The 21,388-nt window shown below is 67.6% G+C and carries 24 protein-coding genes; 20 read left to right on the top strand and 4 right to left on the bottom strand.

Annotated features, from left to right (window positions below):
• Positions 1–79 precede the first annotated feature (79 nt).
• The 6 genes from ACFVIV_RS26830 (at position 80) to ACFVIV_RS26805 (ending at position 6,080) form a co-directional block, all read left to right on the top strand.
• Positions 80–1,333, top strand: a complete 1,254-nt coding sequence (locus ACFVIV_RS26830) for an extracellular solute-binding protein (RefSeq protein ID WP_379200884.1) — start codon at positions 80–82, stop codon at positions 1,331–1,333.
• Complete coding sequence (locus ACFVIV_RS26825; RefSeq protein ID WP_379200882.1) at positions 1,330–2,226, top strand: carbohydrate ABC transporter permease; 897 nt, start codon at positions 1,330–1,332, stop codon at positions 2,224–2,226. The genes ACFVIV_RS26830 and ACFVIV_RS26825 overlap by 4 nt, the downstream gene beginning before the upstream one ends.
• A complete protein-coding gene (locus ACFVIV_RS26820) occupies positions 2,223–3,107 on the top strand; it encodes a carbohydrate ABC transporter permease (RefSeq protein WP_379200880.1) in 885 nt (294 codons plus the stop codon). The genes ACFVIV_RS26825 and ACFVIV_RS26820 overlap by 4 nt, the downstream gene beginning before the upstream one ends.
• Before the next feature lie 28 nt (positions 3,108–3,135).
• A complete protein-coding gene (locus ACFVIV_RS26815; RefSeq protein ID WP_379200878.1) occupies positions 3,136–3,912 on the top strand; it encodes a DeoR/GlpR family DNA-binding transcription regulator in 777 nt (258 codons plus the stop codon).
• A gap of 37 nt (positions 3,913–3,949) precedes the next feature.
• Positions 3,950–5,497: a family 20 glycosylhydrolase gene (locus tag ACFVIV_RS26810; RefSeq protein WP_379200876.1), complete on the top strand. Its 1,548-nt coding sequence runs from the start codon at positions 3,950–3,952 to the stop codon at positions 5,495–5,497.
• Positions 5,498–5,636: 139 nt separating this feature from the next.
• Positions 5,637–6,080, top strand: a complete 444-nt coding sequence (locus ACFVIV_RS26805) for a DUF4254 domain-containing protein (protein WP_379200874.1) — start codon at positions 5,637–5,639, stop codon at positions 6,078–6,080.
• A gap of 200 nt (positions 6,081–6,280) precedes the next feature.
• Here the strand turns inward: ACFVIV_RS26805 and ACFVIV_RS26800 are convergent, their stop codons facing one another.
• Positions 6,281–7,828 (bottom strand): ATP-dependent DNA ligase, encoded by a 1,548-nt coding sequence (locus ACFVIV_RS26800; RefSeq protein WP_379200872.1) that lies wholly within the window; start codon positions 7,826–7,828, stop codon positions 6,281–6,283.
• Between the two features lie 127 nt (positions 7,829–7,955).
• On the opposite strand from ACFVIV_RS26800, the gene ramB reads away from it, so the two are divergent.
• From ramB to ACFVIV_RS26760, 8 genes are all read left to right on the top strand, one after another.
• Entirely contained in the window at positions 7,956–9,368 is a 1,413-nt protein-coding gene (gene ramB / locus ACFVIV_RS26795) for an acetate metabolism transcriptional regulator RamB (protein WP_379200870.1), read from the top strand.
• Positions 9,369–9,594: 226 nt separating this feature from the next.
• Complete coding sequence (urtA, locus tag ACFVIV_RS26790; RefSeq protein WP_379200868.1) at positions 9,595–10,869, top strand: urea ABC transporter substrate-binding protein; 1,275 nt, start codon at positions 9,595–9,597, stop codon at positions 10,867–10,869.
• Positions 10,870–10,963: 94 nt separating this feature from the next.
• The gene (urtB, locus tag ACFVIV_RS26785; protein WP_379200866.1) at positions 10,964–11,848 is read left to right on the top strand and encodes an urea ABC transporter permease subunit UrtB; all 885 of its coding nucleotides are present in this window, start codon (positions 10,964–10,966) and stop codon (positions 11,846–11,848) included.
• On the top strand, positions 11,845–13,020 hold the full coding sequence (urtC, locus tag ACFVIV_RS26780) for an urea ABC transporter permease subunit UrtC (protein WP_379200864.1): 1,176 nt from the start codon (positions 11,845–11,847) through the stop codon (positions 13,018–13,020). The genes urtB and urtC overlap by 4 nt, the downstream gene beginning before the upstream one ends.
• Positions 13,017–13,892, top strand: coding sequence for an urea ABC transporter ATP-binding protein UrtD (gene urtD, locus ACFVIV_RS26775; RefSeq protein ID WP_379200863.1), 876 nt, complete (start codon positions 13,017–13,019; stop codon positions 13,890–13,892). Before urtC ends, urtD begins: the two co-directional genes overlap by 4 nt.
• The gene (gene urtE / locus ACFVIV_RS26770; RefSeq protein ID WP_379200861.1) at positions 13,876–14,568 is read left to right on the top strand and encodes an urea ABC transporter ATP-binding subunit UrtE; all 693 of its coding nucleotides are present in this window, start codon (positions 13,876–13,878) and stop codon (positions 14,566–14,568) included. The genes urtD and urtE overlap by 17 nt, the downstream gene beginning before the upstream one ends.
• A gap of 12 nt (positions 14,569–14,580) precedes the next feature.
• Positions 14,581–15,276: a GntR family transcriptional regulator gene (locus tag ACFVIV_RS26765; RefSeq protein WP_379200859.1), complete on the top strand. Its 696-nt coding sequence runs from the start codon at positions 14,581–14,583 to the stop codon at positions 15,274–15,276.
• 78 nt (positions 15,277–15,354) lie between these two features.
• A complete protein-coding gene (locus tag ACFVIV_RS26760) occupies positions 15,355–15,885 on the top strand; it encodes a carboxymuconolactone decarboxylase family protein (protein ID WP_379201081.1) in 531 nt (176 codons plus the stop codon).
• 7 nt (positions 15,886–15,892) lie between these two features.
• Here ACFVIV_RS26760 and ACFVIV_RS26755 read toward each other — a convergent pair whose 3' ends face one another.
• Positions 15,893–16,555 carry a GNAT family N-acetyltransferase gene (locus tag ACFVIV_RS26755; RefSeq protein ID WP_379200857.1) on the bottom strand — a complete coding sequence of 221 codons (663 nt, stop codon included), beginning with the start codon at positions 16,553–16,555 and terminating at the stop codon, positions 15,893–15,895.
• A 32-nt stretch (positions 16,556–16,587) separates the two neighbouring features.
• Entirely contained in the window at positions 16,588–17,355 is a 768-nt protein-coding gene (locus tag ACFVIV_RS26750; RefSeq protein WP_379200855.1) for a TetR/AcrR family transcriptional regulator, read from the bottom strand.
• A gap of 119 nt (positions 17,356–17,474) precedes the next feature.
• Between ACFVIV_RS26750 and ACFVIV_RS26745 the strand changes: the two genes are divergently transcribed.
• Together ACFVIV_RS26745 and ACFVIV_RS26740 are read left to right on the top strand one after the other, a co-directional pair.
• Positions 17,475–17,852 (top strand): VOC family protein, encoded by a 378-nt coding sequence (locus ACFVIV_RS26745; RefSeq protein WP_379200853.1) that lies wholly within the window; start codon positions 17,475–17,477, stop codon positions 17,850–17,852.
• 158 nt (positions 17,853–18,010) lie between these two features.
• A complete protein-coding gene (locus tag ACFVIV_RS26740) occupies positions 18,011–18,610 on the top strand; it encodes a transglycosylase SLT domain-containing protein (protein WP_379200852.1) in 600 nt (199 codons plus the stop codon).
• Positions 18,611–18,640: 30 nt separating this feature from the next.
• Here the strand turns inward: ACFVIV_RS26740 and ACFVIV_RS26735 are convergent, their stop codons facing one another.
• Positions 18,641–19,486 carry an SDR family oxidoreductase gene (locus ACFVIV_RS26735; protein WP_379200850.1) on the bottom strand — a complete coding sequence of 282 codons (846 nt, stop codon included), beginning with the start codon at positions 19,484–19,486 and terminating at the stop codon, positions 18,641–18,643.
• A 110-nt stretch (positions 19,487–19,596) separates the two neighbouring features.
• On the opposite strand from ACFVIV_RS26735, the gene ACFVIV_RS26730 reads away from it, so the two are divergent.
• From ACFVIV_RS26730 to ACFVIV_RS26715, 4 genes are all read left to right on the top strand, one after another.
• Positions 19,597–19,986 (top strand): winged helix-turn-helix transcriptional regulator, encoded by a 390-nt coding sequence (locus ACFVIV_RS26730; protein WP_379200848.1) that lies wholly within the window; start codon positions 19,597–19,599, stop codon positions 19,984–19,986.
• A 158-nt stretch (positions 19,987–20,144) separates the two neighbouring features.
• Positions 20,145–20,408 carry a hypothetical protein gene (locus tag ACFVIV_RS26725; RefSeq protein WP_379200846.1) on the top strand — a complete coding sequence of 88 codons (264 nt, stop codon included), beginning with the start codon at positions 20,145–20,147 and terminating at the stop codon, positions 20,406–20,408.
• Positions 20,405–20,644: a sigma factor-like helix-turn-helix DNA-binding protein gene (locus ACFVIV_RS26720; protein ID WP_379200844.1), complete on the top strand. Its 240-nt coding sequence runs from the start codon at positions 20,405–20,407 to the stop codon at positions 20,642–20,644. The genes ACFVIV_RS26725 and ACFVIV_RS26720 overlap by 4 nt, the downstream gene beginning before the upstream one ends.
• A 150-nt stretch (positions 20,645–20,794) precedes the next feature.
• The gene (locus ACFVIV_RS26715; protein ID WP_379201079.1) at positions 20,795–21,268 is read left to right on the top strand and encodes a nucleoside deaminase; all 474 of its coding nucleotides are present in this window, start codon (positions 20,795–20,797) and stop codon (positions 21,266–21,268) included.
• The last annotated feature ends 120 nt before the right edge of the window (positions 21,269–21,388 follow it).

Raw genomic sequence — 21,388 nt, 5'->3', positions numbered from 1 at the left:
GTTAGATTCGACACCGATCACCCGATCGAGTTCATCATCCGCGATTCCGGCCGGGTGTGTGTATCGAAAGGCTCCATTCGTGAATAGACGACTTCACCGCGTAGTGGCAGGCGTCGCGATGCTCACCGCGGCCACCCTCGCAATCACCTCCTGCGGATTCGGTTCCGATGACGACTCCGCCAAGGATCCGAACACCATCAACCTGCTGGTGCCGTCCTACAGCGACGGCGCGAACGGCACGAAAGCCCTGTGGGACAAGATCATCGCAGGGTTCCAGGGCCAGAACTCCGACATCAAGGTCAACTTGCAGATCGAGTCCTGGAACTCGATCAACGATGTGGTGCGCACCAAGCTCCAGTCGCAGGACAGCACCCCGGACATCTTGAACATCGACGCCTACTCCAGCTTCGCCACCGACGGAATGCTGTACCCGGCGACCGATATCGTCTCCCCCTCGGTGATCTCCGATATCCAGCCGGCCTTCGCGAAGAACGCCAGCATCAACGGAACCCAGTGGGCGCTACCGCTGTTCGCCTCCACCCGCACGCTGTTCTACAACACCGAGCTGTTCGAGAAGGCCGGCATCGCGGCCCCGCCCAAGACCTGGGCCGAGCTCACCGACGCGGCCACGAGGATCCAGGCCCTCGGCGGCGGCGTCTCCGGCTACGGCCTGCCGCTCGGCAAGGAAGAGGCCCAGGCGGAGTCCTCCATCTGGATCTTCGGCGCGGGCGGCACCTGGTCCGACGGCGACAAGCTCACCATCGACACCCCGGACAACCTGGACGGCGTGCGCGCCATGAAGGCCCTGGCCGATGCCAATGTGACCCAGCCGAATCCGGGCGCCACCGATCGCAAGGACGTGATCAACTCCTTCATTCAGGGCAAGATCGGCATGATCGAGGGCCTGCCGCCCACCATCGGCCAGATCGCCGAGAAGAATCCGGGCCTGAAGTACGCGACCGCGCCGACGCCGACCGAGACCGGCCAGCCGGTGACCCTCGGCGTGGCCGATCATCTGATGGCCTTCAAGAAGGACGGCTCCAAGCAGGCCGCGATCAAGAAGTTCCTCGACTACTTCTACTCCGCGGCCGTCTACGCCGATTTCGTGAAGAACGAGCACTTCATTCCGATTACCGCCAGCGCCGTGACCGCGCTCGCCGACGATCCGGTGACCAAGATCTTCGGCGCCACCCTGCCGGTCGCCCGGTTCTACCCGAGCAACAATCCGAACTGGGCCGCGGTGCAGGGCTCCATCCAGCAGAACATGGGCACCATCGCCCAGGGCGCGGACCCGGCCGAGGTGCTGAAGAAGATCCAGGCAGCGGCGAATTGAGCAAGGGCAGAACGCGATTCACGGCGGGGCTGGCCGCCCTGCCGTGGATCGGCCCGGTGCTGTTGCTGATCGCGGCCATCGTGGTCTTCCCGGCCGGGTACATGATCTGGACCAGCACCCGCGATCTGAGCCAGTACGGCCAGGACCGCGGCCCGGCCGGACTGGCGAATTACCGTGCGCTGTTCGACATTCCGGAACTGGGCTCGATCCTGTGGCACACCATCGTGTGGGTGCTGGCGGTCGTGCTGATCACCCTGCTGCTGTCGGCGGCGCTGGCGCAGTTCCTGAACAAGGATTTCCCGGGCCGCACGGCGGTGCGGCTGGCGGTGCTGGTGCCGTGGGCGGCCTCGGTGGTGATGACCACGACCATCTTCTACTACCTGCTGGATCCGGATGTCGGCCTGGCCAACCGGTTCCTGGTGGACATCGGGCTGCTGGATCGCGGCTACGGATTCACCAAGCAGCCCACGCAGGCGTTCGTGGTGGCCATCGGGGTGGCGGTGTTCGTCTCGATCCCGTTCACCACATACACGATTCTGGCCGGACTGCAATCGATTCCGGCGGAGATGGACGAGGCGGGCCGGGTGGACGGCGCGAATTCCTGGCAGCGCTACCGCTATCTGACCCTGCCGCAGCTGCGTCCGGCCATTGCGGTGGCCACCATCATCAACATCATCAATGTGTTCAACTCGCTGCCGATCCTGCAGGTGCTCACCGGCAGCATCGCCGGATTCGACGCCGACACCACCACCACACTGACCTTCAAGCTGATCCAGCAGAACCGGCAGGTGGATACCGCGGCGGCCATGAGCGTGCTGAACTTCGTCCTGATCATCACCATTATCGCGATCTATGTGAAGGTGATCAGGCCCGCCGATCGGGTGGACTCATGACGACGACCACTGCCGCGCCGCTGCCGGTCGAACCGGCGGAAGGCGCTGCGCCCCGGCCGAAACGGCGGCGCTGGGGGCTCACCGCGGTGGGCGTGCTGCTCGCCGCGCTGTTCCTGATCCCGTATATCGCCATGCTGCTCGGCTCGCTGAAATCGCGCGCCGAGATCCTGCGGATCCCGCCCACCTATCTGCCGCAGCAGTGGCATCCGAACAACTACTCCACCATGTGGGACACCCCGGAGACGCCGCTGCCCTACAACCTGGCGAGCACCCTCATCATCTCCACGGTGGCGACCGTGCTGGTGCTGCTGGTGGCGGTGCCCGCCGCGTATTACACCGCGCGGCGCCGCTTTCCGGGCCGCGCGGCCTTCCTGGGGCTGGTGCTGATCACCCAGATGCTGCAGCCGACGGTCCTGGTGGCGGGCCTCATGCGCGAGTTCTTCACCCTCGGCATCGACGACACGCTGCTGGCCATGATCCTGGTGAACGCCGCCTTCAATCTGTCGTTCGCGGTGTGGATCCTGCACAGCTTCTTCGCCTCGGTGCCGGTGGAGATCGAGGAGGCCGCCCAGCTGGACGGGCTCTCGCGCCGGCAGATCCTCACCCGGGTGAGCCTGCCGCTGGTCTGGCCCGGCATCGTGACCGCCACCATCTTCACCGTGGTCGCCTGCTGGAACGAATTCGCCGCCAGCCTGGTGATCCTGACCACCGACAAGAACCAGCCGCTGTCGGTGGCCCTGACCAAGTTCATCGGCCAGTACGACACGGCTTGGCAATACGTCTTCGCCATCTCTACGGTCGGTATCGTGCCGGTCGTCATCCTCTTCGCCGTGATCGAGAAACGCCTGGTATCGGGTCTGACAGCCGGCAGTGTGAAGTGACGAGCGCGAAGTAACGAGGAGGGTTCAGGTGACGGCTGCGGCCGACCGGTCCACACGATGGAACCGGCTGCTGGAACTGCTGGCCGAGACCGGGCGGCTGTCGGTGGAGGAGGCCGCCGAGCGCCTGGGCGTCTCCGCCGCCACCGTCCGCCGCGATTTCACCGCGCTGGCCGATCAGCAGCTGGCCACCCGCACGCACGGCGGGATCGTGGCCACCTCGGTCGCCTACGATCTGCCCGCCCGCTACCGGCAGGGCGACGGCGCGAAGCAGCGGATTGCCGAACATGCTGCGGCACTGGTGGATTCGGACGCCGTGGTGGGCTTCAACGGCGGCACCACGACGACCGCGGCCGCGCGCGCCCTGGCCGGGCGCACCGAATCGGGCAGCGATCTCGTCGTCATCACCAATGCGCTGAACATCGCGGCCGAGATGGTACTGCGGCCGCAGCTGCGCACCATCTGCCTGGGCGGCATGGCGCGGCGGGAATCCTATGAGCTGCACGGCCCGCTGGCGGAGCGGTCCCTGGCCGAATTGCGTTTGGACACCCTGATTCTCGGCGTGAATGCCCTGTCGGTCGAGGGCGGAGCGCAGTGCACGCACGTGGGCGAGGCGGGCGTGAACGCGGAGATGGTGCGCCGCTCGCAGCAGGTGATCGTGGCGGCCACCTCGGACAAGCTGGGCCGCTCCGCCCTGGCGCGAATCTGCCCGATCGATCAGGTCCAGGTGCTGGTCACCGACACCGACGCCGATCCGGACGCGGTCGCGCGGATACGGGAGGCGGGCGTCCGTGTCGACCTCGTCTGATCGTTCCTGATCAACTCTTCTACGGACAGGGTGGCCCATGCGATGCGAATTGATTCGGATGCTGGGCAGGGCCGCCGTGAGCCTGTGCGTGCTGCCGCTGCTGCCCGTGCCGCCCGCTGCCGCGGACGAGGTCTCCGCGCTGCCGGTGTCCGTACCCGGCGTTCGGCAATTCGACGCTCGCCCAGGCGAGTTCACGCTGGCCGCGCACCCGCGCATCGTGACCTCGGGAGCCGCCGGAGCGACCGCGCAACGCCTGGCCGACGATATGGCGCGCACCGGTCACCCCGCGACCGTGGCCTTCGGCGCGCCGAGTGCGGGCGATGTCGTGCTGCGCATCGACGATTCCGCTCCGCCGCAGGACGAGTCGTACCGCATCGATATCGGCGACACCGTGACCGCGACCGCGCGCACCCATCGCGGCGTCGTGTACGCGACGCAGACACTGCTGCAATGGTTTTCGCAGACCACGACACTGCCCTCGGGCACCGTCACCGACTGGCCCGACTATGCCGAGCGCGGGCTGATGCTGGATGTCGGCCGGAAGTTCCTCGGCGTGGCCTGGATCAAGCAGCGCATTCGCGAGATGGCCTACTACCGGATGAACCTGCTGCAACTGCATCTCTCGGACCATTACGGGTTCCGGCTGGCCAGCGAATCCCATCCCGAGATCACCTCGGCCGAGCACTACAGTCGCGCCGATATCAGCGAAATCCTGTCCTACGCAGAGGAATACGGCATCGAGGTGGTGCCGGAGATCGGTTTCCCGGGGCATATGAACGCCATTCTCGCCCCGCATCCGGAACTGGTCCTGCATCCGGCGACCACCAGCCCGGTCGACGCCCTCACCGACGCGCTGCTCGCGGGCACGGCGGAAGGGCGGATCGATATCACCCACCCGGATGCGCGCCCGCTCATCGAAGACCTGCTGCGCGAGTTCCTGCCGCTGTTCCCGGGCCGCTACTTCCATCTCGGCGGCGACGAATACATCAGCGATTTCGGCCGATTCCCGCAGCTCGGCGAGTACGCACGCGCCACGCTCGGACCCGAGTTCGACGGTCCGGATCTGGTGGCCGATCTCTTCAACCGGGCCAATGACATCGTGCGTTCCCACGGCAAGACCGCGCGCATGTGGAACGACGGCGTCCCGCACGGCCGCATTGCCGTGGACCGCTCGGTCATCGTGGACTTCTGGACCTCCGGCAGCGGTCGCCTGCCGTGGATCGGCACTGAGCACGGCCCGGAATCGTTCGCCGAGCAGGGCTACACCCTCAGCAATGCGGCCTTCACACCTACCTACTGGGTCACCGGGGGTCTCGCCGCGAATCTGAACTCGCCGCCGGAACTGCTCTACGCCTGGGATCCCGGCCTTTTCGTCAATGGCACCCGCCTGCGTCCCGATCAGCGCTCCCGGCTGCTCGGCTCGAAGGTCTTCATCTGGTGCGACGACCCGAACGCCAAGACCGAACAGGAGATGATCGCCCCCGTCCGCGCCCGCCTGCCGATCATGGCGCAGCACCTCTGGCGAGGAGCCGACACGCCCTATGCGGAATTCACCCGGCGCGTCGGGATGGTCGGCCTGCCCTGACGCCGAGTGTCAACCGGCAGTTGCGATTTGGGCACAATGCCCGGTTTCCTGGAACGCTCACCGGGCGAACTACCGCCGTGCAAAGGCCATAGTGAATTTTGTTGCCAATCGGAGATATTGGCGGGGCAGTATGGCCGCCGTGCACTCGCTTCCACCCAAACACCTGCTGTTGCAGGCCTGCCGCGGACTGCCGCCCGACAACCACCCGGTATTGCGCTGCGCCGGACTACTCGCGGATCTGCACGAGCGGCGTTTAACCGCGGCGGCGGGGGCCACCGGTCACATCGACCACGATCGCGCCCGGCTGGTGCACGATATCGACCGCTGGGTGGCAGCGGAGCTGCCCAAGGCGGAGCGGGACGCGCACCTGCACACCGAGACCGTGGGCACGGTGGTGGACCGGCTGGCCCAGTTCTCGGCGCTGGCCTACCTCACCCTGGCCACCTCCCCGGACGACGCGGTGGACGAGGCCGCCCAGCGCCTCACCGAACTGGCCATCGCCTACGAGCATCTGGCGCACGAACTGGCCGCGGGGCGGCGGCGACTGCCCAACCTCACCGGGAATCGGGAGTACGAGTACTGAACAGCCCACCGCCATCCCGGCGTGCTGCCCACCGTCATCCCGGCGTGCTGCCCACTGTCATTCCGGCGTGCTGCCCACTGTCATTCCGGCGTGCTGCCCACTGTCATTCCGGCGTGCTCTTGGCCGGAATCTCGCTCCACGGTGTGGATTCCGGCCAAAAGCACGCCGGAATGACCAGGGAGGGGGCTGTGGCCAGGTGGTCAGGCCTCGACCGCAGCGTCGGCTATCGCGGCCGCGCCCTTGGGTAGTAGCGCGCGAATGGCGTCGATGGTGTCGGCCTGGTCGGGTTCCTTGTCGGGGCGGTACCGCACCACCCGGGCGAAGCGCAGCGCCACGCCGCCCGGGTAGCGGGGGCTGACCTGCACGCCGTCGATGGCGATCTCGACCACCAGTTCCGGGCGCAGGTAGACGGTGGTGGCGTCGCGCTCGCGCTCGTGGCGCGGGAATTCCGCCGTCTGCCACTGCAGCAGGGCGTCGGTGAGGCCCTTGAAGGTCTTGCCGACCATGATCGGCTCGCCGCCGTCGGGATCCCGCGCGCCCAGATGCAGATTGGACAGATAGCCGGTGCGGCGGCCGTAGCCCCACTCCGCGCCCAGGACGACCAGATCGAGGGTGTGCGTGGGTTTGATCTTCTGCCAGGCGCGGCCGCGCCGCCCGGCGGCATAGGGCGCGTCCAGCGATTTGATCATGATGCCTTCGTGCCCGGCCGCCAGCGCGCCGTCGAAGTATTCGGCGGCCGCCTCCGGATCCGGTGTGATGAGCGCCGGAATGCTCAGCCCGCCCGCCACTTCGGTCAGCGCCGCGCGCCGCTCTCGCAGCGGAGCGTCGAGCAGGTCCACGCCGTCGAGGTGCAGGCAGTCGAAGAAGTACGGATGCAGCAGCAGTTCCTGCGCGCTGGTCGCGCCGAACCGGCTCATGGTCTCCTGGAAGGGCCGGGGCCGCCCGGAATCGTTGAGCGCCAGCGTTTCTCCGTCCAGCACCACGCTCGCGCAGTCGAGCTTGCGCACCAGTCCCACCAGTTCGGGCACGCTCGCGGTGATGTCGCGCAGCGTGCGCGTGAAGACCCACACCCGGTCACCCTGGCGATGCACTTGGATGCGCGCACCGTCCATCTTGTGCTCGACGCTGACCGCGCCCTCGAATTCCGCCATGGCCGCGTCCAGCGCCGCACCCGGCGAGGCGAGCATGGGCTGCAGGGGACGCCCGACCTCCAGCCGGAACGCGGCCAGCGCCGCCGCCCCGCCGGCGCGCGCCGCCACCGCGGTCACCGGTAGTCGCCCGGACAGCATGTGCGCCCGCCGGACCGCTTCGATCGGCGCCCCGAAGGCCACCGCCACCGCCTCGGCCACGATGGCGGTCAGCGCGCCCTGCCGCATCTCCCCGGTGAGCAGGCGCAGCAGGAAGTCGTATTCGTCCCGGGTGGCGGCCGTGAACAGGGTAGCCAGCAATTCCCGCCGCCGGGCCGTCGAACCATTGCCGCTCACCGCGGCCAGTTCGGTGAGGACCGCGTCCACATCCCCGACGGTGAGGGTCGGGGCCGTCGCCGCGGGCACCTCCATGGCGGTCAGCGTTCGCCATCCGGTGCCGATCCGCCCCTGCGGCAATTCACCGGAAAGCCAGGCCACGACCTGCGCCAATTCCTCCGGCGCGGTCGCACCCAGCAGCTCGGCAAAAGTTTTGATCTTGTTTTTCCGCGACGAGGTGGCCCGCACCGCCGCCGACGCTTCCACCACATCCGACAAGAGCACGATTCGACGGTATCCCCAAGCCCCGACAGGTTGCGTGACTTCGCCGTCGTGCCCGGAATCCGGGCCGCGAGCAGCAGTGCTAATTTCCCGATTGGCACGCCTGCGAAACCGCCCATAAACTGGGCACATGGCCAAGACTTACGTCGGCGCGCGGCTCCGCCAGCTGCGTACCGAACGCGGGCTGAGCCAGGTCTCCCTGGCCAAGAAGCTGGAGATTTCGGCGAGCTACCTGAATCAGATCGAACACGACGTCCGCCCGCTCACGGTACCGGTCCTGCTGCGTATCAGCGAGGTCTTCGGGGTGGACGCCGGCTTCTTCTCCTCCCAGGACGACACCCGCCTCATCGCGGAACTGCAAGAGGTCGTCATGGATCAGGAATTGGGCATCGAGGCCGATGCCCAGGAAATCGCCGAAATGGTGTCCGCGCACCCGGGTCTGGCCCGCGCCATGGTCAATATGCACCGGCGCTACCGTAATACGACCGCGCAGCTGGCCGCCGCCACCGAGGACCGTTTCGCCCCCGACGGCTCCGGTTCCGGCGCCATCTCCAAACCGCACGAGGAAGTGCGCGACTACTTCTATCAGCGCCAGAACTACATTCACGAACTCGATACCGCCGCCGAAGAGCTGACCAATCGCATGCGCTTCCACGGCGGCGATCTCAAACGCGAGATCCCGCGCCGGCTGACCACCGCGCACGGCGTGCAGATCGTCGAGCGCATCGACCTGGGCGACGGCGTGCTGCACCGCTACGATCCCGAGCAGCGCCGCCTGGAGATCGCCCCGCATCTCTCCGGCGGCCAGCGGGTCTTCAAACTGGCCGCGGAACTGGCCTATCTGGAATGCGGCGACCTCATCGAAAAGCTCGTCGAGGAGGGCAATTTCTCCAGCCCCGAATCCCGGGTGCTGGCGAAACTGGGCCTGGCCAACTATTTCGCCGCGGCCACCGTCCTGCCCTACACCCATTTCCACGAAGTGGCCGAGGACTTCCGCTACGACATCGAGCGCCTGTCGGCCTTCTTCACCCAGAGCTACGAGACGATCTGTCACCGCCTCTCCACTCTGCAGCGCCCGAAACTACGCGGCGTCCCCTTCTCCTTCGTGCGCGTCGACCGCGCGGGCAATATGTCGAAACGTCAGTCCGCCACCGGTTTCCATTTCTCCTCCTCCGGCGGCACCTGCCCGCTGTGGAATGTGTACGAGACCTTCGCCTACCCCGCGAAGATCATGACCCAGATCGCCCAAATGCCCGACGGCCGCAAATACCTGTGGGTGGCCCGCACCGTCGAACGCCGCGCCACCCGCTACGGCGAACCCAGCAAGATCTTCGCCATCGGCCTGGGCTGCGAACTCCGCCATGCCGGCCGTGTGGTCTACGCCGACGGCCTGGACCTCAACGACCCCAAGGCCACCCCCATCGGCGCCGGCTGCCGCGTCTGCGAGCGCACCAAATGCCCCCAGCGCGCTTTCCCGCCCCTCGGCAAAACCCTCGACATCAGCGAACACCGAAGCTCCATCTCCCCCTACGTCATTCACTGACGTCCGGCTTCTCACCTGCGCCGACACCGCACCTGCCGATTCGAATCGGAGCGCGGTGAGCGGAAATTCACGCCGCGGAAACATCAGCAATCGGAGTGTCACCGAGAGTCATTCCGGCGCAACACTTCCCGTTTACCGTTCTGCCCACGAATACACCGCTGTATACGCGGCGGTATTCGGAAGGTTCGGTGCTGCCGGACATCGTGAAGTGAGAAGGGTCCGCCCCATGCAAGATTCCATCCGCCGAGATCGCTCGCGGCGCCTGATCAAGGCGATCACCATTCCTACCGCGCTGGCGCTGTCCGCGGTGCTGATCACCGGTTGCGGGTCGCGCGATGGCGACACCGCGACCGGATCCGGCGCCGAGTCCTGCGTGGACACCTCGAAGGACACCATCAAGATCGGTTCGCTGCACTCGCTGACCGGCACCATGGCCATCTCCGAGGTCACCGTCGCCAACTCCACCAAGCTCGCCGTGGACCAGATCAACGCGGCCGGGGGCGTGCTGGGCAAGAAGATCGAAATCGTCACCGAGGACGGCGCGTCCGACCCGAAGACCTTCGCCGAGAAGGCCGAGAAGCTCATCTCCTCCGACTGCGTGGCCGCGGTGTTCGGCGGCTGGACCTCCGCGTCCCGCAAGGCCATGAAGCCCAAGTTCGAATCGCTGAACTCGCTGCTCTACTACCCGGTCCAGTACGAGGGCCTGGAGGACAGCAAGAACATCTTCTACACCGGCGCGACCACCAATCAGCAGATCATTCCGGCGCTGGACTACCTGAAGCAGAAGGGCGTCACCTCCCTCTACCTGGTCGGCTCGGACTACGTCTTCCCGCAGACCGCCAATCGCGAGATCAAGGCCTGGGCCGCCGCCAATGGCATGGAGATCAAGGGCGAGGATTACGCGCCGCTGGGCTCCACCGACTTCTCCACCATCGTGAACAAGGTGCGTTCCGCCAAGGCGGGCGCGGTGTTCAACACCCTCAATGGCGATTCCAATGTCGCCTTCTTCCGCGAGTACGCCAATGCGGGCCTGAAAGCCGCTGACATGCCGGTGGTTTCGGTGTCCATCGCCGAGGAGGAGGTCGCGGGCATCGGCGTGCAGAACATCGTCGGCCAGCTGACCGCGTGGAACTACTACCAGACCGTCGAATCCCCCGCCAACAAGGCGTTCGTCGACGCGTACAAGGCCGCCTTCGGCGCCGGCAAGCCCACCTCCGATCCGATGGAGGCCGCCTACGCCTCGGTCTTCCTGTGGAAGAACACCGTGGAGAAGGCGAAGTCCTTCGCCGTGGCCGACATTCAGGCCAATGCCGACGGCGTCAGCTTCGACGCCCCCGAGGGCACCGTCGTGATCGACGGCTCCAACCACCACATCACCAAGACCGCGCGCATCGGCGAGATCCGCGCCGACGGCCTCATCTACACGGTCTGGGACTCCGGCAAGGCCGTGCAGCCCGACCCGTACCTGAAGTCCTACGAGTGGGCCAAGGGCCTCAAGTAATTCGGTAGCCGCCGATGAGGGGGCGGCCGGTGCGGGGCGTCGCACCGGCCGTTCGGCGGCTCCGCCCACCGCAAGATCTCACGAGGTACACATCATGGAAGTCGCTGTCGGACAGCTCTTCACGGGCTTGAGTCTCGGCTCGATTCTGTTGCTCGCCGCGCTGGGCCTATCGCTGACCTTCGGTCAGATGGGCGTGATCAATATGGCGCACGGCGAATTCATCATGGCCGGCTGTTACACCACCTTCGTTGTGCAGCAAGTGGTTTCGTCCACGGGCGTGGCGCTGATCATATCCCTCTTCGCCGGCTTCCTGGTCGGCGGCCTGCTGGGCGCGGCCCTGGAAATGGGGCTCATCCGCTGGATGTACGACCGGCCGCTGGACACCCTGCTGGTCACCTTCGGCGTCGGCTTGATCCTGCAACAGGCCGCCCGCAATATCTTCGACGCACAGGCCAAGAACGTGTCGATCCCGGAATTCCTCACCGGCGGCATCGACATTCTCGGCACCGTGGTCCCCAAGACCCGCATCTTCATCATGGTGCTGGCCGTCATCGCGGTGATCGCACTGGCCATGGCGCTCAAGACCACCTCGCTGGGCCGCCGCATTCGCGCCGTGGTCCAGAATCGCAGTCTCGCCGAAACCTCCGGCATCTCCAGCCGTTTCACCGATGTGAGCACCTTCTTCATCGGCTCCGGCCTGGCCGCCGTGGCCGGGGTGGCGCTCACCCTCATCGGCTCCACCAGCCCCACCATCGGCCAGTCCTATCTCGTCGACGCCTTCCTCGTGGTGGTCATCGGCGGCCTCGGCCAGATCAAGGGCACCGTCATCGCGGCCTTCGGCATGGGCCTGCTGAATTCGTTCGTCGAATACTCGACCACCGCGTCGGTCGCCAAGGTGATCGTCTTCGTGGTGATCGTGATCTTCCTGCAGGTGCGCCCGCAAGGTCTGTTCACCGTCCGTACGAGGAGCCTGGCATGACCATCGTCCAGCGTCTCGGCGCACAGTCTTCCCTTCGAGTGTGGGGCGGTTTCGCGGTCGCGGCCGTGCTGCTGTTCGGCCTGGCGCCCGCCGTGCTCAGCGACTTCCGGCTGAGCCTGCTCGCGAAGTTCCTCTGCTTCGCCATCGTCGCGGTCGGCATCGGCCTGGCCTGGGGGCGCGGCGGCATGCTCACCCTGGGCCAGGGCGTGTTCTTCGGCATCGGCGCCTACATCATGGCCATGCACATGCAGATGGCCGATGCCGCCAAGTCCAGCGAGGGCCTGCCGGAGTTCATGGTGATCGCGGGTATCGCCGAATTGCCCTCGTACTGGCAGCCTTTCGAGTCTCCGCTGGTGGCGATCCTCGGCATTCTGGTGCTGCCCGCCGCCATTGCCGCCGTGCTCGGCTACGGGGTGTTCAAGCGCCGCGTCAAGGGCGCGTACTTCGCAATCCTGAGCCAGGCGCTCGCGGCCGCGCTGGCCATCCTGCTCACCGGGCAGCAGACCATCGGCGGGTTCACCGGCCTCAGCGACTTCCGCTCCTTCTTCGGATTCCGGCTCAGCGATCCGGTGAATCGGCAGATGCTGTTCTTCATCGCCGCGGGCACGCTGCTCGCGGTGGTGGCCATCGCGCGCCAGCTCATGCACAGCCGCTACGGCGAACTGCTGGTGGCCGTGCGCGATCAGGAGGAGCGGGTGCGCTTCCTGGGCTACGACCCGGCCAATATCAAGATCGTCGCGTATGTGGTGGCCGCGTTCTTCGCCGGTATCGCGGGCGCGCTGTTCACCCCCATCGTCGGCATCATCTCCCCCGCCGATATCGGCGTCGTCCCCTCCATCGCCTTCCTGATCGGCGTCGCCATCGGCGGCCGCACCACCCTGCTGGGCCCGGTGCTGGGCGCCATCGGCGTGGCGTGGGCGCAGACCTCCTTCTCCGAGAACTTCCCGTCGGCCTGGACCTATCTGCAGGGCGCGCTGTTCATCGTGGTGGTCGGCTTCCTGCCCGCCGGTCTCGCCGGATTCGGTTCGCTGGCACAGCAATTGGTGGAGAAGGTGCGCGGAGCCAAGCCCGCGAAGACCGCATCCCCGGTGAACGAGGCGGAGGCCATCGTCGCCGAGGCCGAGAGCCCGGAACCGGAAGCACCCGCGGAAGAAAAGGTGGACGCGCGATGACCGCCCCCGTGCACGAACCCAAAATCGGCGGCAATGCCGGCATGGACAGCGACTACCTCGAAATCCGGGGCCTGTCGGTCAGCTTCGACGGCTTCAAGGCCGTCTCCGACGTGGATCTCACTGTCCTGCAAGGCGATCTGCGGTTCCTCATCGGACCCAATGGCGCGGGCAAGACCACGCTCATCGACGCCATCACCGGCCTGGTCCCCGCCACCGGCTCCGCGCAGAAGTCCGGCACCGAACTCATCGGCAAGAAGGTGCACCAGATCGCCCGCCTCGGCGTGGGCCGCACCTTCCAGACCGCGAGCGTCTTCGAGCAGCTCACCGTCCTGCAGAATCTCGATATCGCCGCCGGCGCAGGGCGTTCCGCGCTGACCCTGCTGCGCCGGCGCAGATCGGTGCTGCCCGCCATCGAGGAAGCCCTCGAGACGATCGGCCTCACCGCGCTGCGCGACAAGCCCGCCGGCATTCTCGCGCACGGCCAGAAGCAGTGGCTGGAGATAGGCATGCTGCTGGTCCAGAACGCCTCGGTGCTGCTGCTCGACGAACCCGTCGCCGGCATGAGCGCCGAGGAACGCGAGGAGACCGGAAACCTGTTGCACCGCATCGGCGGTGACCGCGTGGTCATCGTGGTCGAGCACGATATGGACTTCATGCGCGCCTTCGCCACCTCGGTCACCGTGCTGGCCGGCGGCCGGGTGCTCAGCGAGGGCACCGTCGAACAGGTGCAGGCCGATCCCAAGGTGCAGGAGGTCTACCTCGGCACCGCCGCCGCCGGTGAACTCCCGCCCGCCGCCGACCGTACTACCCGCACCGAGTCCGCCCCGGACTCCGCCGACGAACAGGAGGCCGCCGATGCTGGAGATCACTGACCTGCACACGGCGTACGGCCGCACCGAGGTGATTCACGGTGTCTCGCTGACGGTTCCCGCCGACGGCGTGGTCGCCGTCATGGGCCACAACGGCGCCGGCAAGACCTCCCTGCTGCGCGCGGCCGTCGGCCTGCTGCCCGCCAAGTCCGGGCGCATCCGCTTCGACGGCGACGACATCACCAAGCTGTCGCCGTCGCGCCGGGTCAAGCGGGGCATCGCCTATGTGCCGCAGGGACAGCAGTCCTTCCCGCAGCTGTCCACCATGGAGAACCTGCAAGTGGTCGCGGACGGCCGCAAGCGCGGCAAGGAGCTGATCGCCGAATCCCTGGACCTGTTCCCCGCTTTGCGGGAGCTGTTGTCCCGCAAGGCCGGCCTGCTCTCCGGCGGTCAGCGCCAGCAGCTGGCCATCGCCCGCGCCCTCATCACCGAACCGAAGCTGCTCATCCTCGACGAGCCGACCGAGGGCATCCAGCCCTCCGTGGTGGCCGAGATCGAACGCACCATTATCGATCTCACCCAGCGCGGCGGCCTGAGCGTGCTGCTGGTGGAGCAGCACATCGGTTTCGCCCTGCAGGCCGCGAACCAGTACTACGTCCTGCAATCGGGTCGCGTCACCTCCTCGGGCGCGGGCGGTGCGGGCGCGGAATCCGCCGTGCGCCTGGCCATGGCGATCTGATCGGACGCGGAGATGGCGCGCAGGGGGCGTATCCCGCTGTCCGAACGGGTCTACCGGGCCCTGCAACGAGATCTCGCGGCGGGGGTGCTGGTGCCCACCGAACGGCTCGGCGAGGAACGGCTCGCCGAAAACTACGGTGTGTCACGCACTCCCGTCCGCGAGGCCCTCGCCCGCCTCTACGCCGACGGACTGCTGGAACGACATCCCGACGGCCTGTACCCCTATCGGCCGCGCGTGGACGAACTCGGCGACCTGTACGAACTCCGGATAGTGCTGGAGTCCAGGGGAATTCAACGCCATCTCGAACCGCACACGCGGCGGCACGATATCGCCGCCATCGAGAAGGAACTCGATATCTGGCAGCGGTTCCGCGACCAGCCGCCCGAACCCGGCGCGGAACTCACCGCCGCCGACGAGCAGTTCCACCTCACCCTGCTCGCGGCCTCCGGCAATGCGGCCCTCACCGACGCCTTGAACACGGTCTACGCCCGGGTGCGGCCGGTGCGCGCGTTGGACATGCCCACCCCGGAACGCATCGCCGCCATGACCGAGGACCACATCGGCATTGCCACGAACCTGGTCTCCGGCGACCTGGATACCGCCCTGCGCACCCTGCACGCCCACCTCACCAGCTCCCGGGCGCACGTGCTGACCCGCGCCCGCCGCGCCCTGGAGCTCACCAAACTCGCACAGGCCGTACGGGAGTAACCCCTACCGCGCCGGGACGTGGCCGATCGTGCGGTAGCCGCTGACTGGGACACCCTGTTAGCGTGAGGCATGGTGTCGATGGAGCCACGTATCGCCCCCGGCCGCTTCCGGGAGCTCGGACCGATCAATTGGGTCGTCTGGCAGGTACTTTCCCGCGCGGCGGGCACCGAGGACGCCCACCTGTTCAGCACGCTGGGCCGCACCCGCGGACTGTTCCGCGGCTGGCTGCACTACTCCGGGCGGCTCATGCCCGGCGGCCGCCTGCGCCGCTACGACACCGAACTGGTCATCCTGCGCGTCGCCCATCTGCGGCAGTGCGAATACGAGATGGAGCATCACATCCGGCTCGGCAAGCGCGCCGGGGTCACCCGGGAGATCCTCGAGCGCCTGCGCGTCGGACCCGCCGCCCCGGGCTGGTCGGATCGGGAACGCGCGCTGCTGTCGGCCGTCGACCAGCTGGTCACCACCCGCGACCTCGACGACGAGGGCTGGAAGGCGCTGGCCGCGCACTACGACGAGCGCCGGCTCATCGAAATCGTGCTGCTGACAAACCAATACGAGGGCCTGGCCAGCACCATCACCGCGCTGCGCATCCAGACCGACCACTAGCTCCGCATCAGTGCCGCCGCCGGGTGCGCGGAATCGGCCTGGTCACCACCCGGGACTGATCGTCGTAGCCGTCGCGCTCCGCGCCGATCGGATCGCCGCACACCCGCGCGTGCAGATGCATGTCGTGCCAGCCGTCCACATGCAGCCAGCTGCTGCGATTCACGCCCTCGAGAGTGAATCCGGCCTTCGCCGCCACCCGGCAGGATTGCCGATTGTGCACCGAATGCCGGAGTTCCAGCCGATGGAATCCGGCCTCCTCGAAGGCCCATTCGGACAGCGCCAGCACCGCGCGCGGTGCGATCCCCCGCCCGCGCGCCACGGCCGTGGTCCAGTACGCCACCGCCGCCTGACCGTGCGCCAGCACCATGTGCTGCAACGAGACCCGCCCCAGCACCCGGCCCGAACGGCTGTCCGCCACAGCCCAATTGGCGTCCGTGCACCCGGTCCACGCGCGCGCCCAGGTCTCCACCCACTCTTGCGCCTCGGCCACCGAATCGGCGGTGCGCACATGCCAGCGCCGGATCGCCGGATCCTGGAAGGCCGCGTACACCTCCGGCCCGTCCCGGCGCAGCCACGGCCGCAACACCAGGCCCTCGCCCACCGGCAGCACCGGCTGCGCTGCCTTGGTGAAGATCTCGGCGGCGACTATTGCCGGCATGGAATGCGGCATAGCTGAAATTCTGCCCGCGCGTCGCGCGCGATTCACCGGTTTTCGATGAGGGCGGCCAAACCGTCCAGCACGCGGGCCAATCCGAACCGGTAGGCGTGCTCGGCGCTGTACGCGCTGTCGTGCGCCTGGCCGGCGGTCGCGCCCACCCGGGCCGCCAGCGGATAGCGGCCGGCGTCGAACACGCGCTCCAGCAACGGCGCGGCACGCTCCCACCACTCGTGATCGCTCTCCCCGCTGTCGGCGGCCGCGCGCGCGGAGTCGATGGCGATGCGCGCGACCGAGTTCACGAAGCCGAGCACATGGGTGAGCGCGGAATCCATATCCAGATCGCTGAGCCCGAGACCGTCGAAGGCCTGCAGCTCATGGTCGTACTTGACGGTCACGCCCGGGCCGAGCGGCGGCCGGGTGGTGGGCAGGTACGCCACCCACGGATGCTCGGCCAGCATGGCGCGATTCTCGGCGGCGATCGCGGAAACCCGTTCGCGCCAGGGCATTCCGGTGAGATCGGTGCGTTCCATCCGCTGGTACACGGTGTCGAGCATGAGATCGAGGAGTTCGGCCTTGCCCGGCACATAGGTGTAGGTGGCCATGGGCGTCACCCCGAGCTTCGCCGCCACCGACCGCATGGTGAGCGCGTTCAGCCCCTCGGCATCGGCGATCTCGATGGCGGCCGCGATGACGGCATCCAGTGTCGTGCGCTGCTTCGGCCCGCGCGCCGGACCGCCCTGTCCGGGTTCGCGCCACAGCAGTTCCAGCGTGCGCACCGGGTCTCCGGCACCGCTTCGCTCACGTGCGCCCATGCCTCACCTCCATCCGCGATGGTATCGGCGTGAGGTGCGTCACAGTGCACCCCGGCGGGAATTTACGTACAAAGTATATCGTACTTAGTACAGAGATTACCGACGCCGAGGAGGGCCCCATGAAAATCACCGAATCCGCCATCTCCCTGAACGTGGCCGATCCGACCGCTTCGGCGCAGTTCCTCATCGACCACTTCGGATTCGCCGAGAAGATGTCGGCCGACGGCTTCATCTCCCTGGGCCGCGACGACGCCGGCCTCACTGTCATCTACCTGCGCACCGGACTGCCGACCTTCAAGCCCGCGAGCATTGCGAGCGCGGCCGGACAGGGGCTGCTCGTGGTGTTCGTGGTCGAGGACATCGACGCCGAGTACGAGCGGGTGCGCGCCGAGGGCGTGCCGATCGTGACGCCGATCGAGACCGAACCGTGGGGTGAGCGCTACTTCCAGGCGCAGGACCCCAACGGGATCGTCATCCAGCTGGTGCAGTGGGTGTAACCGGTCGCCGGACCAGTGTGAAACGGATGCGACTCGCCGCGCCGACCGGCGCGGCGAGTTAGCAACTGGACGGTCCTGCCAGCTCTTAAATACTCTTCGTCCTGATTTTCGTGATCGCGTGACCAGCATCAATACCGTCAGACACGAAAGGACAGGACATGCCGGGTCGCCTCGGATTGCTCGTGGCCGCCATCGCGGCCGTGGCGATCGCGGCCGCCCCGCCCGCGCGGGCCGAGGCCCCCGTCGATCCCGCGATCCTCGCGGCCCTGTCCGAGCTGACGCCCGAGGCCGCCGCGGTCCTGTCCGAATTCCATCCCGGACTGGGCGACGCCCTCGCGGGCGCGACCACCCGGGCCGGATCCGCCGCGACCACCCTGAACCTGCTACTGGCCGACCCGCTCGTCGGACGGGGCATGGCCGCGGTGCTCACCTCGGTGGGCAGCGCCCTCGAGCCCACCTTCGACTATCCGCGGCCGGCGCTGCAGGCCATGGCCGCCACCATCGTCCCGGCCGATCAGTGGTGGTCGTTCAACCAGATCATCACCCGCGAAAGCGGTTGGCGGGTCTTCGCGGTCAACCCGCACTCCGGCGCCTACGGGCTGCCGCAGGCCCTGCCCGCGCACAAGATGACCGTCGAGGGACCGGACTGGCTGTTCAATCCGCACACCCAGCTCCGCTGGGCCTATCGGTACATGAACGAGCGCTACGGCAGCCCGAACGCCGCATGGGCGTTCTGGCAGGCGAACCACTGGTACTGAGCCGCTTTCGAGCTCAGCTCAGTACGGCGCTCAGCCCAGCACGGCGCGGAAGACCTCGGCCGCGGGCGTCGCCGGACGGCCGAGCAACTGCTCGAGATGACCCTTGTCGATATCGAGCACGCCGTTCGCGATCCCGGCGTCGGCATCGGCCAGCACACCGGCGTAATCGGCGGGCAGACCGGCCTTTTCGAGCGCGGCCGCGTAATCCGCCTGCGGCAGATCCTGATAGCGGACCGGCTTGCCGGCCACCTCCGAAACAGCCTGCGCCAGTTCGTCATAGGTGCGCGGCGCACCGCCGAGCTCGTACACCTTGCCGGCATGGCCGTCGGTGGTCAGCACCTTGGCCGCCGCCTCGGCGTAATCGGCGCGCGCCGCACCCGACACCCGGCCGGCCCCGGCCGCACCGTAGAGCACGCCGCCCTGCGCCGCCTGCTGCACGCCGCTCGCGAAGTTCTCCCAGTACCAGTCGTTGCGCAGCAGCACGGTCGGCACGCTCGCCTCCGCCAGCACCGCCTCGGTGCCGCGATGCTCCTGCGCCAGGATCATCGGGTTCGTCTCGGCCTTCGGAATGCTGGTGTAGGCCAGCAGTTCCACCCCGGCCCGCTCGGCGGCGCGCACGACATTGGTGTGCTGGGCGACCCGGCTGCCGAATTCGTTGCCGGAGACCAGCAGCACCCGGTCGACGCCCGCGAACGCCCGGTCCAGCGCGGCCGGATCGTCGTAGCTCGCCTGCCGCACGTCCACGCCGCGCTCGGCGAGATCGGCGACCTTCGCGGGATCGCGGACCACCGCCACGACGCTCGCCCCCTCCTTCAACAGCGCCTCGACGACGAGACGACCCAGCTGACCACTGGCTCCGGTGACTGCGACGGTCATGACTACCTCCAGGTGAGTAAGGGAATGAACTGCACTCTCGGCATGTACTAACTAATAGTTAGCACATGCTATTCCCGAACCGCTACCCGGAAGTTAGGTAATCTCGGATGATGAGCACGGATCCGGCCGAGATGTCCGACCCCACCCTGGAGGCCGACGTCTTCGCCCGTAACTGCGTCTCCCGCCCCGTCCTGCAGGAGGTCGCCAGCCGCTGGGGCGTGCTCGCCCTGGCCGCCCTGCGCGACGGGCCCTACCGCTTCAGCGCCCTGCGCCGGCGCGTCGACGGCATCAGCGAACGCATGCTGTCGCAGACCCTGCAAACCCTGGAACGCGACGGCATGGTGCATCGCGAAGTGCAGCAGTCCATTCCGCCGCACGTCGAATACACCCTCACCGATCTGGGCGCACAGGTCGCCGATCAGCTCATCGGCCTGATCGAGATCCTGGAGTCCAATATCGGCGCCATCACGACCGCCCAGGAGCGATACCACCGCGAGTAGCCACGGGCCACGCGGTACCCGCATCCGGTGCTCACCCGTCAGCGCCACCACGTTCTAACCGATCTCTATCCAACGGCTAGCCGTCCCTGAACAGCACCGTTCCTAGGCTGGAAGCAACCGATCAACCCGGCGATATCGCCCTTCCGACCAGGAGAATCATGCCGCTGTTCACCGTCCGCCGCGCCCTCGCCACCGGCCTCGCCGGCGCCTGCGCCGCCGTCGTCCTGGCCGCCCCGGCCCACGCCTTCCTGCCCAGCGGATCGCCCGGGTCCGCCAACCCGTGGGTCCCGGATCGCGGCGGTATGACCGGCGGGCAGCCCGACTGGCATGGCGGCGGTATGACCGGCGGCCAGCCGGATTGGGATCGCGGCGGCATGCGGGGCGGACAACCCGATGAGATGCGAGTGGAGGTGCGGCCATGACCGAGCGGCTCATCGATCGGCCGACCGATACCGCACTGCGGGCGCTATCCAGCGAATCCATGGCCGGACTGCGCCCGCTGCACCGCACCGTGCTGTTCCTGCGAGTCGGCCTGGGCTGGAACGTGAACCGCACGGCCGCGGCCATGGGCACCAGCCCCGACGCGATCCGCCTGATGCAACATCGGGCGCTGGACCGACTGCGCGAAGAGCTCGGCCGATCGCCGCTCGCTGTCTGAGCACACCGCACCGTCATCCCGGCATGCTTTTGGCCGGGATCTCCGAGAACGGCAGTGGATTCCGACCAAAAGCATGCCGGAATGACGAGGAGAACTTCCGACCAGGCGCTCAGCGGACAACTGGCGCTGTTCTTCGGCGACACTGGTCGAATGGCGAACGATCTGAGCTATCTCGAGCGCTGCGTCGAACTGGCCGAAGAGGCGCTCGATGCGGGCGACGAACCCTTCGGCTCCCTGCTGGTCGCGGCTGACGGCAGCGTCCTCGCCGAGGATCGCAATCGCGTGGCCGACGGCGATCACACTCAGCATCCGGAATTCGCGCTGGCACGTTGGGCCGCACAGCATCTGGCCCCGGCCGAGCGCGCCGCGGCGACCGTCTACACCTCCGGCGAACACTGCGCCATGTGCTCGGCGGCGCATGCCTGGGTCGGACTGGGCCGCATCGTCTATGCCGCCTCCACCGAGCAACTCGTCGGCTGGCTGACCGAGCTCGGTGCACCGCCCGCCCCGGTGGCGCCGCTGGCCATCAATGAGGTCGCCCCGAATGTGCCTGTCGCCGGACCGTTCCCGGAGCTGACCGAGCGAGTGCGGGCCCTGCATAGCCGTTTTCACGCGGGGCGCTGAGCCTTTCGCGCGGACCCGCCGAGTACCTCCGGCGTATCGCCCATCCCTACGAAATCGGGCCGGGGCAGCGCGTTTGAGACTTGCGCCGGCGCGCGGAACGAGAACCCCCGCGCGATCAAC

This window comes from Nocardia sp. NPDC127526 (assembly GCF_042672265.1).
GTDB lineage: Bacteria > Actinomycetota > Actinomycetes > Mycobacteriales > Mycobacteriaceae > Nocardia.
This window is presented reverse-complemented; position numbering and strand designations above follow the sequence as displayed.

Bases quoted from the DNA above. Each gene is read 5' to 3' on its own strand.
- ACFVIV_RS26750 (WP_379200855.1), bottom strand. From the start codon at position 17,355: ATGGGCGCACGTGAGCGAAGCGGTGCCGGAGACCCGGTGCGCACGCTG.
- ACFVIV_RS26745 (WP_379200853.1), top strand. From the start codon at position 17,475: ATGAAAATCACCGAATCCGCCATCTCCCTGAACGTGGCCGATCCGACC.
- ACFVIV_RS26760 (WP_379201081.1), top strand. From the start codon at position 15,355: ATGGAGCCACGTATCGCCCCCGGCCGCTTCCGGGAGCTCGGACCGATC.
- ACFVIV_RS26715 (WP_379201079.1), top strand. From the start codon at position 20,795: ATGGCGAACGATCTGAGCTATCTCGAGCGCTGCGTCGAACTGGCCGAA.
- ACFVIV_RS26720 (WP_379200844.1), top strand. From the start codon at position 20,405: ATGACCGAGCGGCTCATCGATCGGCCGACCGATACCGCACTGCGGGCG.
- ACFVIV_RS26725 (WP_379200846.1), top strand. From the start codon at position 20,145: ATGCCGCTGTTCACCGTCCGCCGCGCCCTCGCCACCGGCCTCGCCGGC.
- urtC (WP_379200864.1), top strand. From the start codon at position 11,845: ATGACCATCGTCCAGCGTCTCGGCGCACAGTCTTCCCTTCGAGTGTGG.
- urtB (WP_379200866.1), top strand. From the start codon at position 10,964: ATGGAAGTCGCTGTCGGACAGCTCTTCACGGGCTTGAGTCTCGGCTCG.
- ACFVIV_RS26810 (WP_379200876.1), top strand. From the start codon at position 3,950: ATGCGATGCGAATTGATTCGGATGCTGGGCAGGGCCGCCGTGAGCCTG.
- urtD (WP_379200863.1), top strand. From the start codon at position 13,017: ATGACCGCCCCCGTGCACGAACCCAAAATCGGCGGCAATGCCGGCATG.
- ACFVIV_RS26820 (WP_379200880.1), top strand. From the start codon at position 2,223: ATGACGACGACCACTGCCGCGCCGCTGCCGGTCGAACCGGCGGAAGGC.
- urtE (WP_379200861.1), top strand. From the start codon at position 13,876: ATGCTGGAGATCACTGACCTGCACACGGCGTACGGCCGCACCGAGGTG.
- urtA (WP_379200868.1), top strand. From the start codon at position 9,595: ATGCAAGATTCCATCCGCCGAGATCGCTCGCGGCGCCTGATCAAGGCG.
- ACFVIV_RS26755 (WP_379200857.1), bottom strand. From the start codon at position 16,555: ATGCCGCATTCCATGCCGGCAATAGTCGCCGCCGAGATCTTCACCAAG.
- ramB (WP_379200870.1), top strand. From the start codon at position 7,956: ATGGCCAAGACTTACGTCGGCGCGCGGCTCCGCCAGCTGCGTACCGAA.
- ACFVIV_RS26735 (WP_379200850.1), bottom strand. From the start codon at position 19,486: ATGACCGTCGCAGTCACCGGAGCCAGTGGTCAGCTGGGTCGTCTCGTC.
- ACFVIV_RS26730 (WP_379200848.1), top strand. From the start codon at position 19,597: ATGAGCACGGATCCGGCCGAGATGTCCGACCCCACCCTGGAGGCCGAC.
- ACFVIV_RS26740 (WP_379200852.1), top strand. From the start codon at position 18,011: ATGCCGGGTCGCCTCGGATTGCTCGTGGCCGCCATCGCGGCCGTGGCG.
- ACFVIV_RS26765 (WP_379200859.1), top strand. From the start codon at position 14,581: ATGGCGCGCAGGGGGCGTATCCCGCTGTCCGAACGGGTCTACCGGGCC.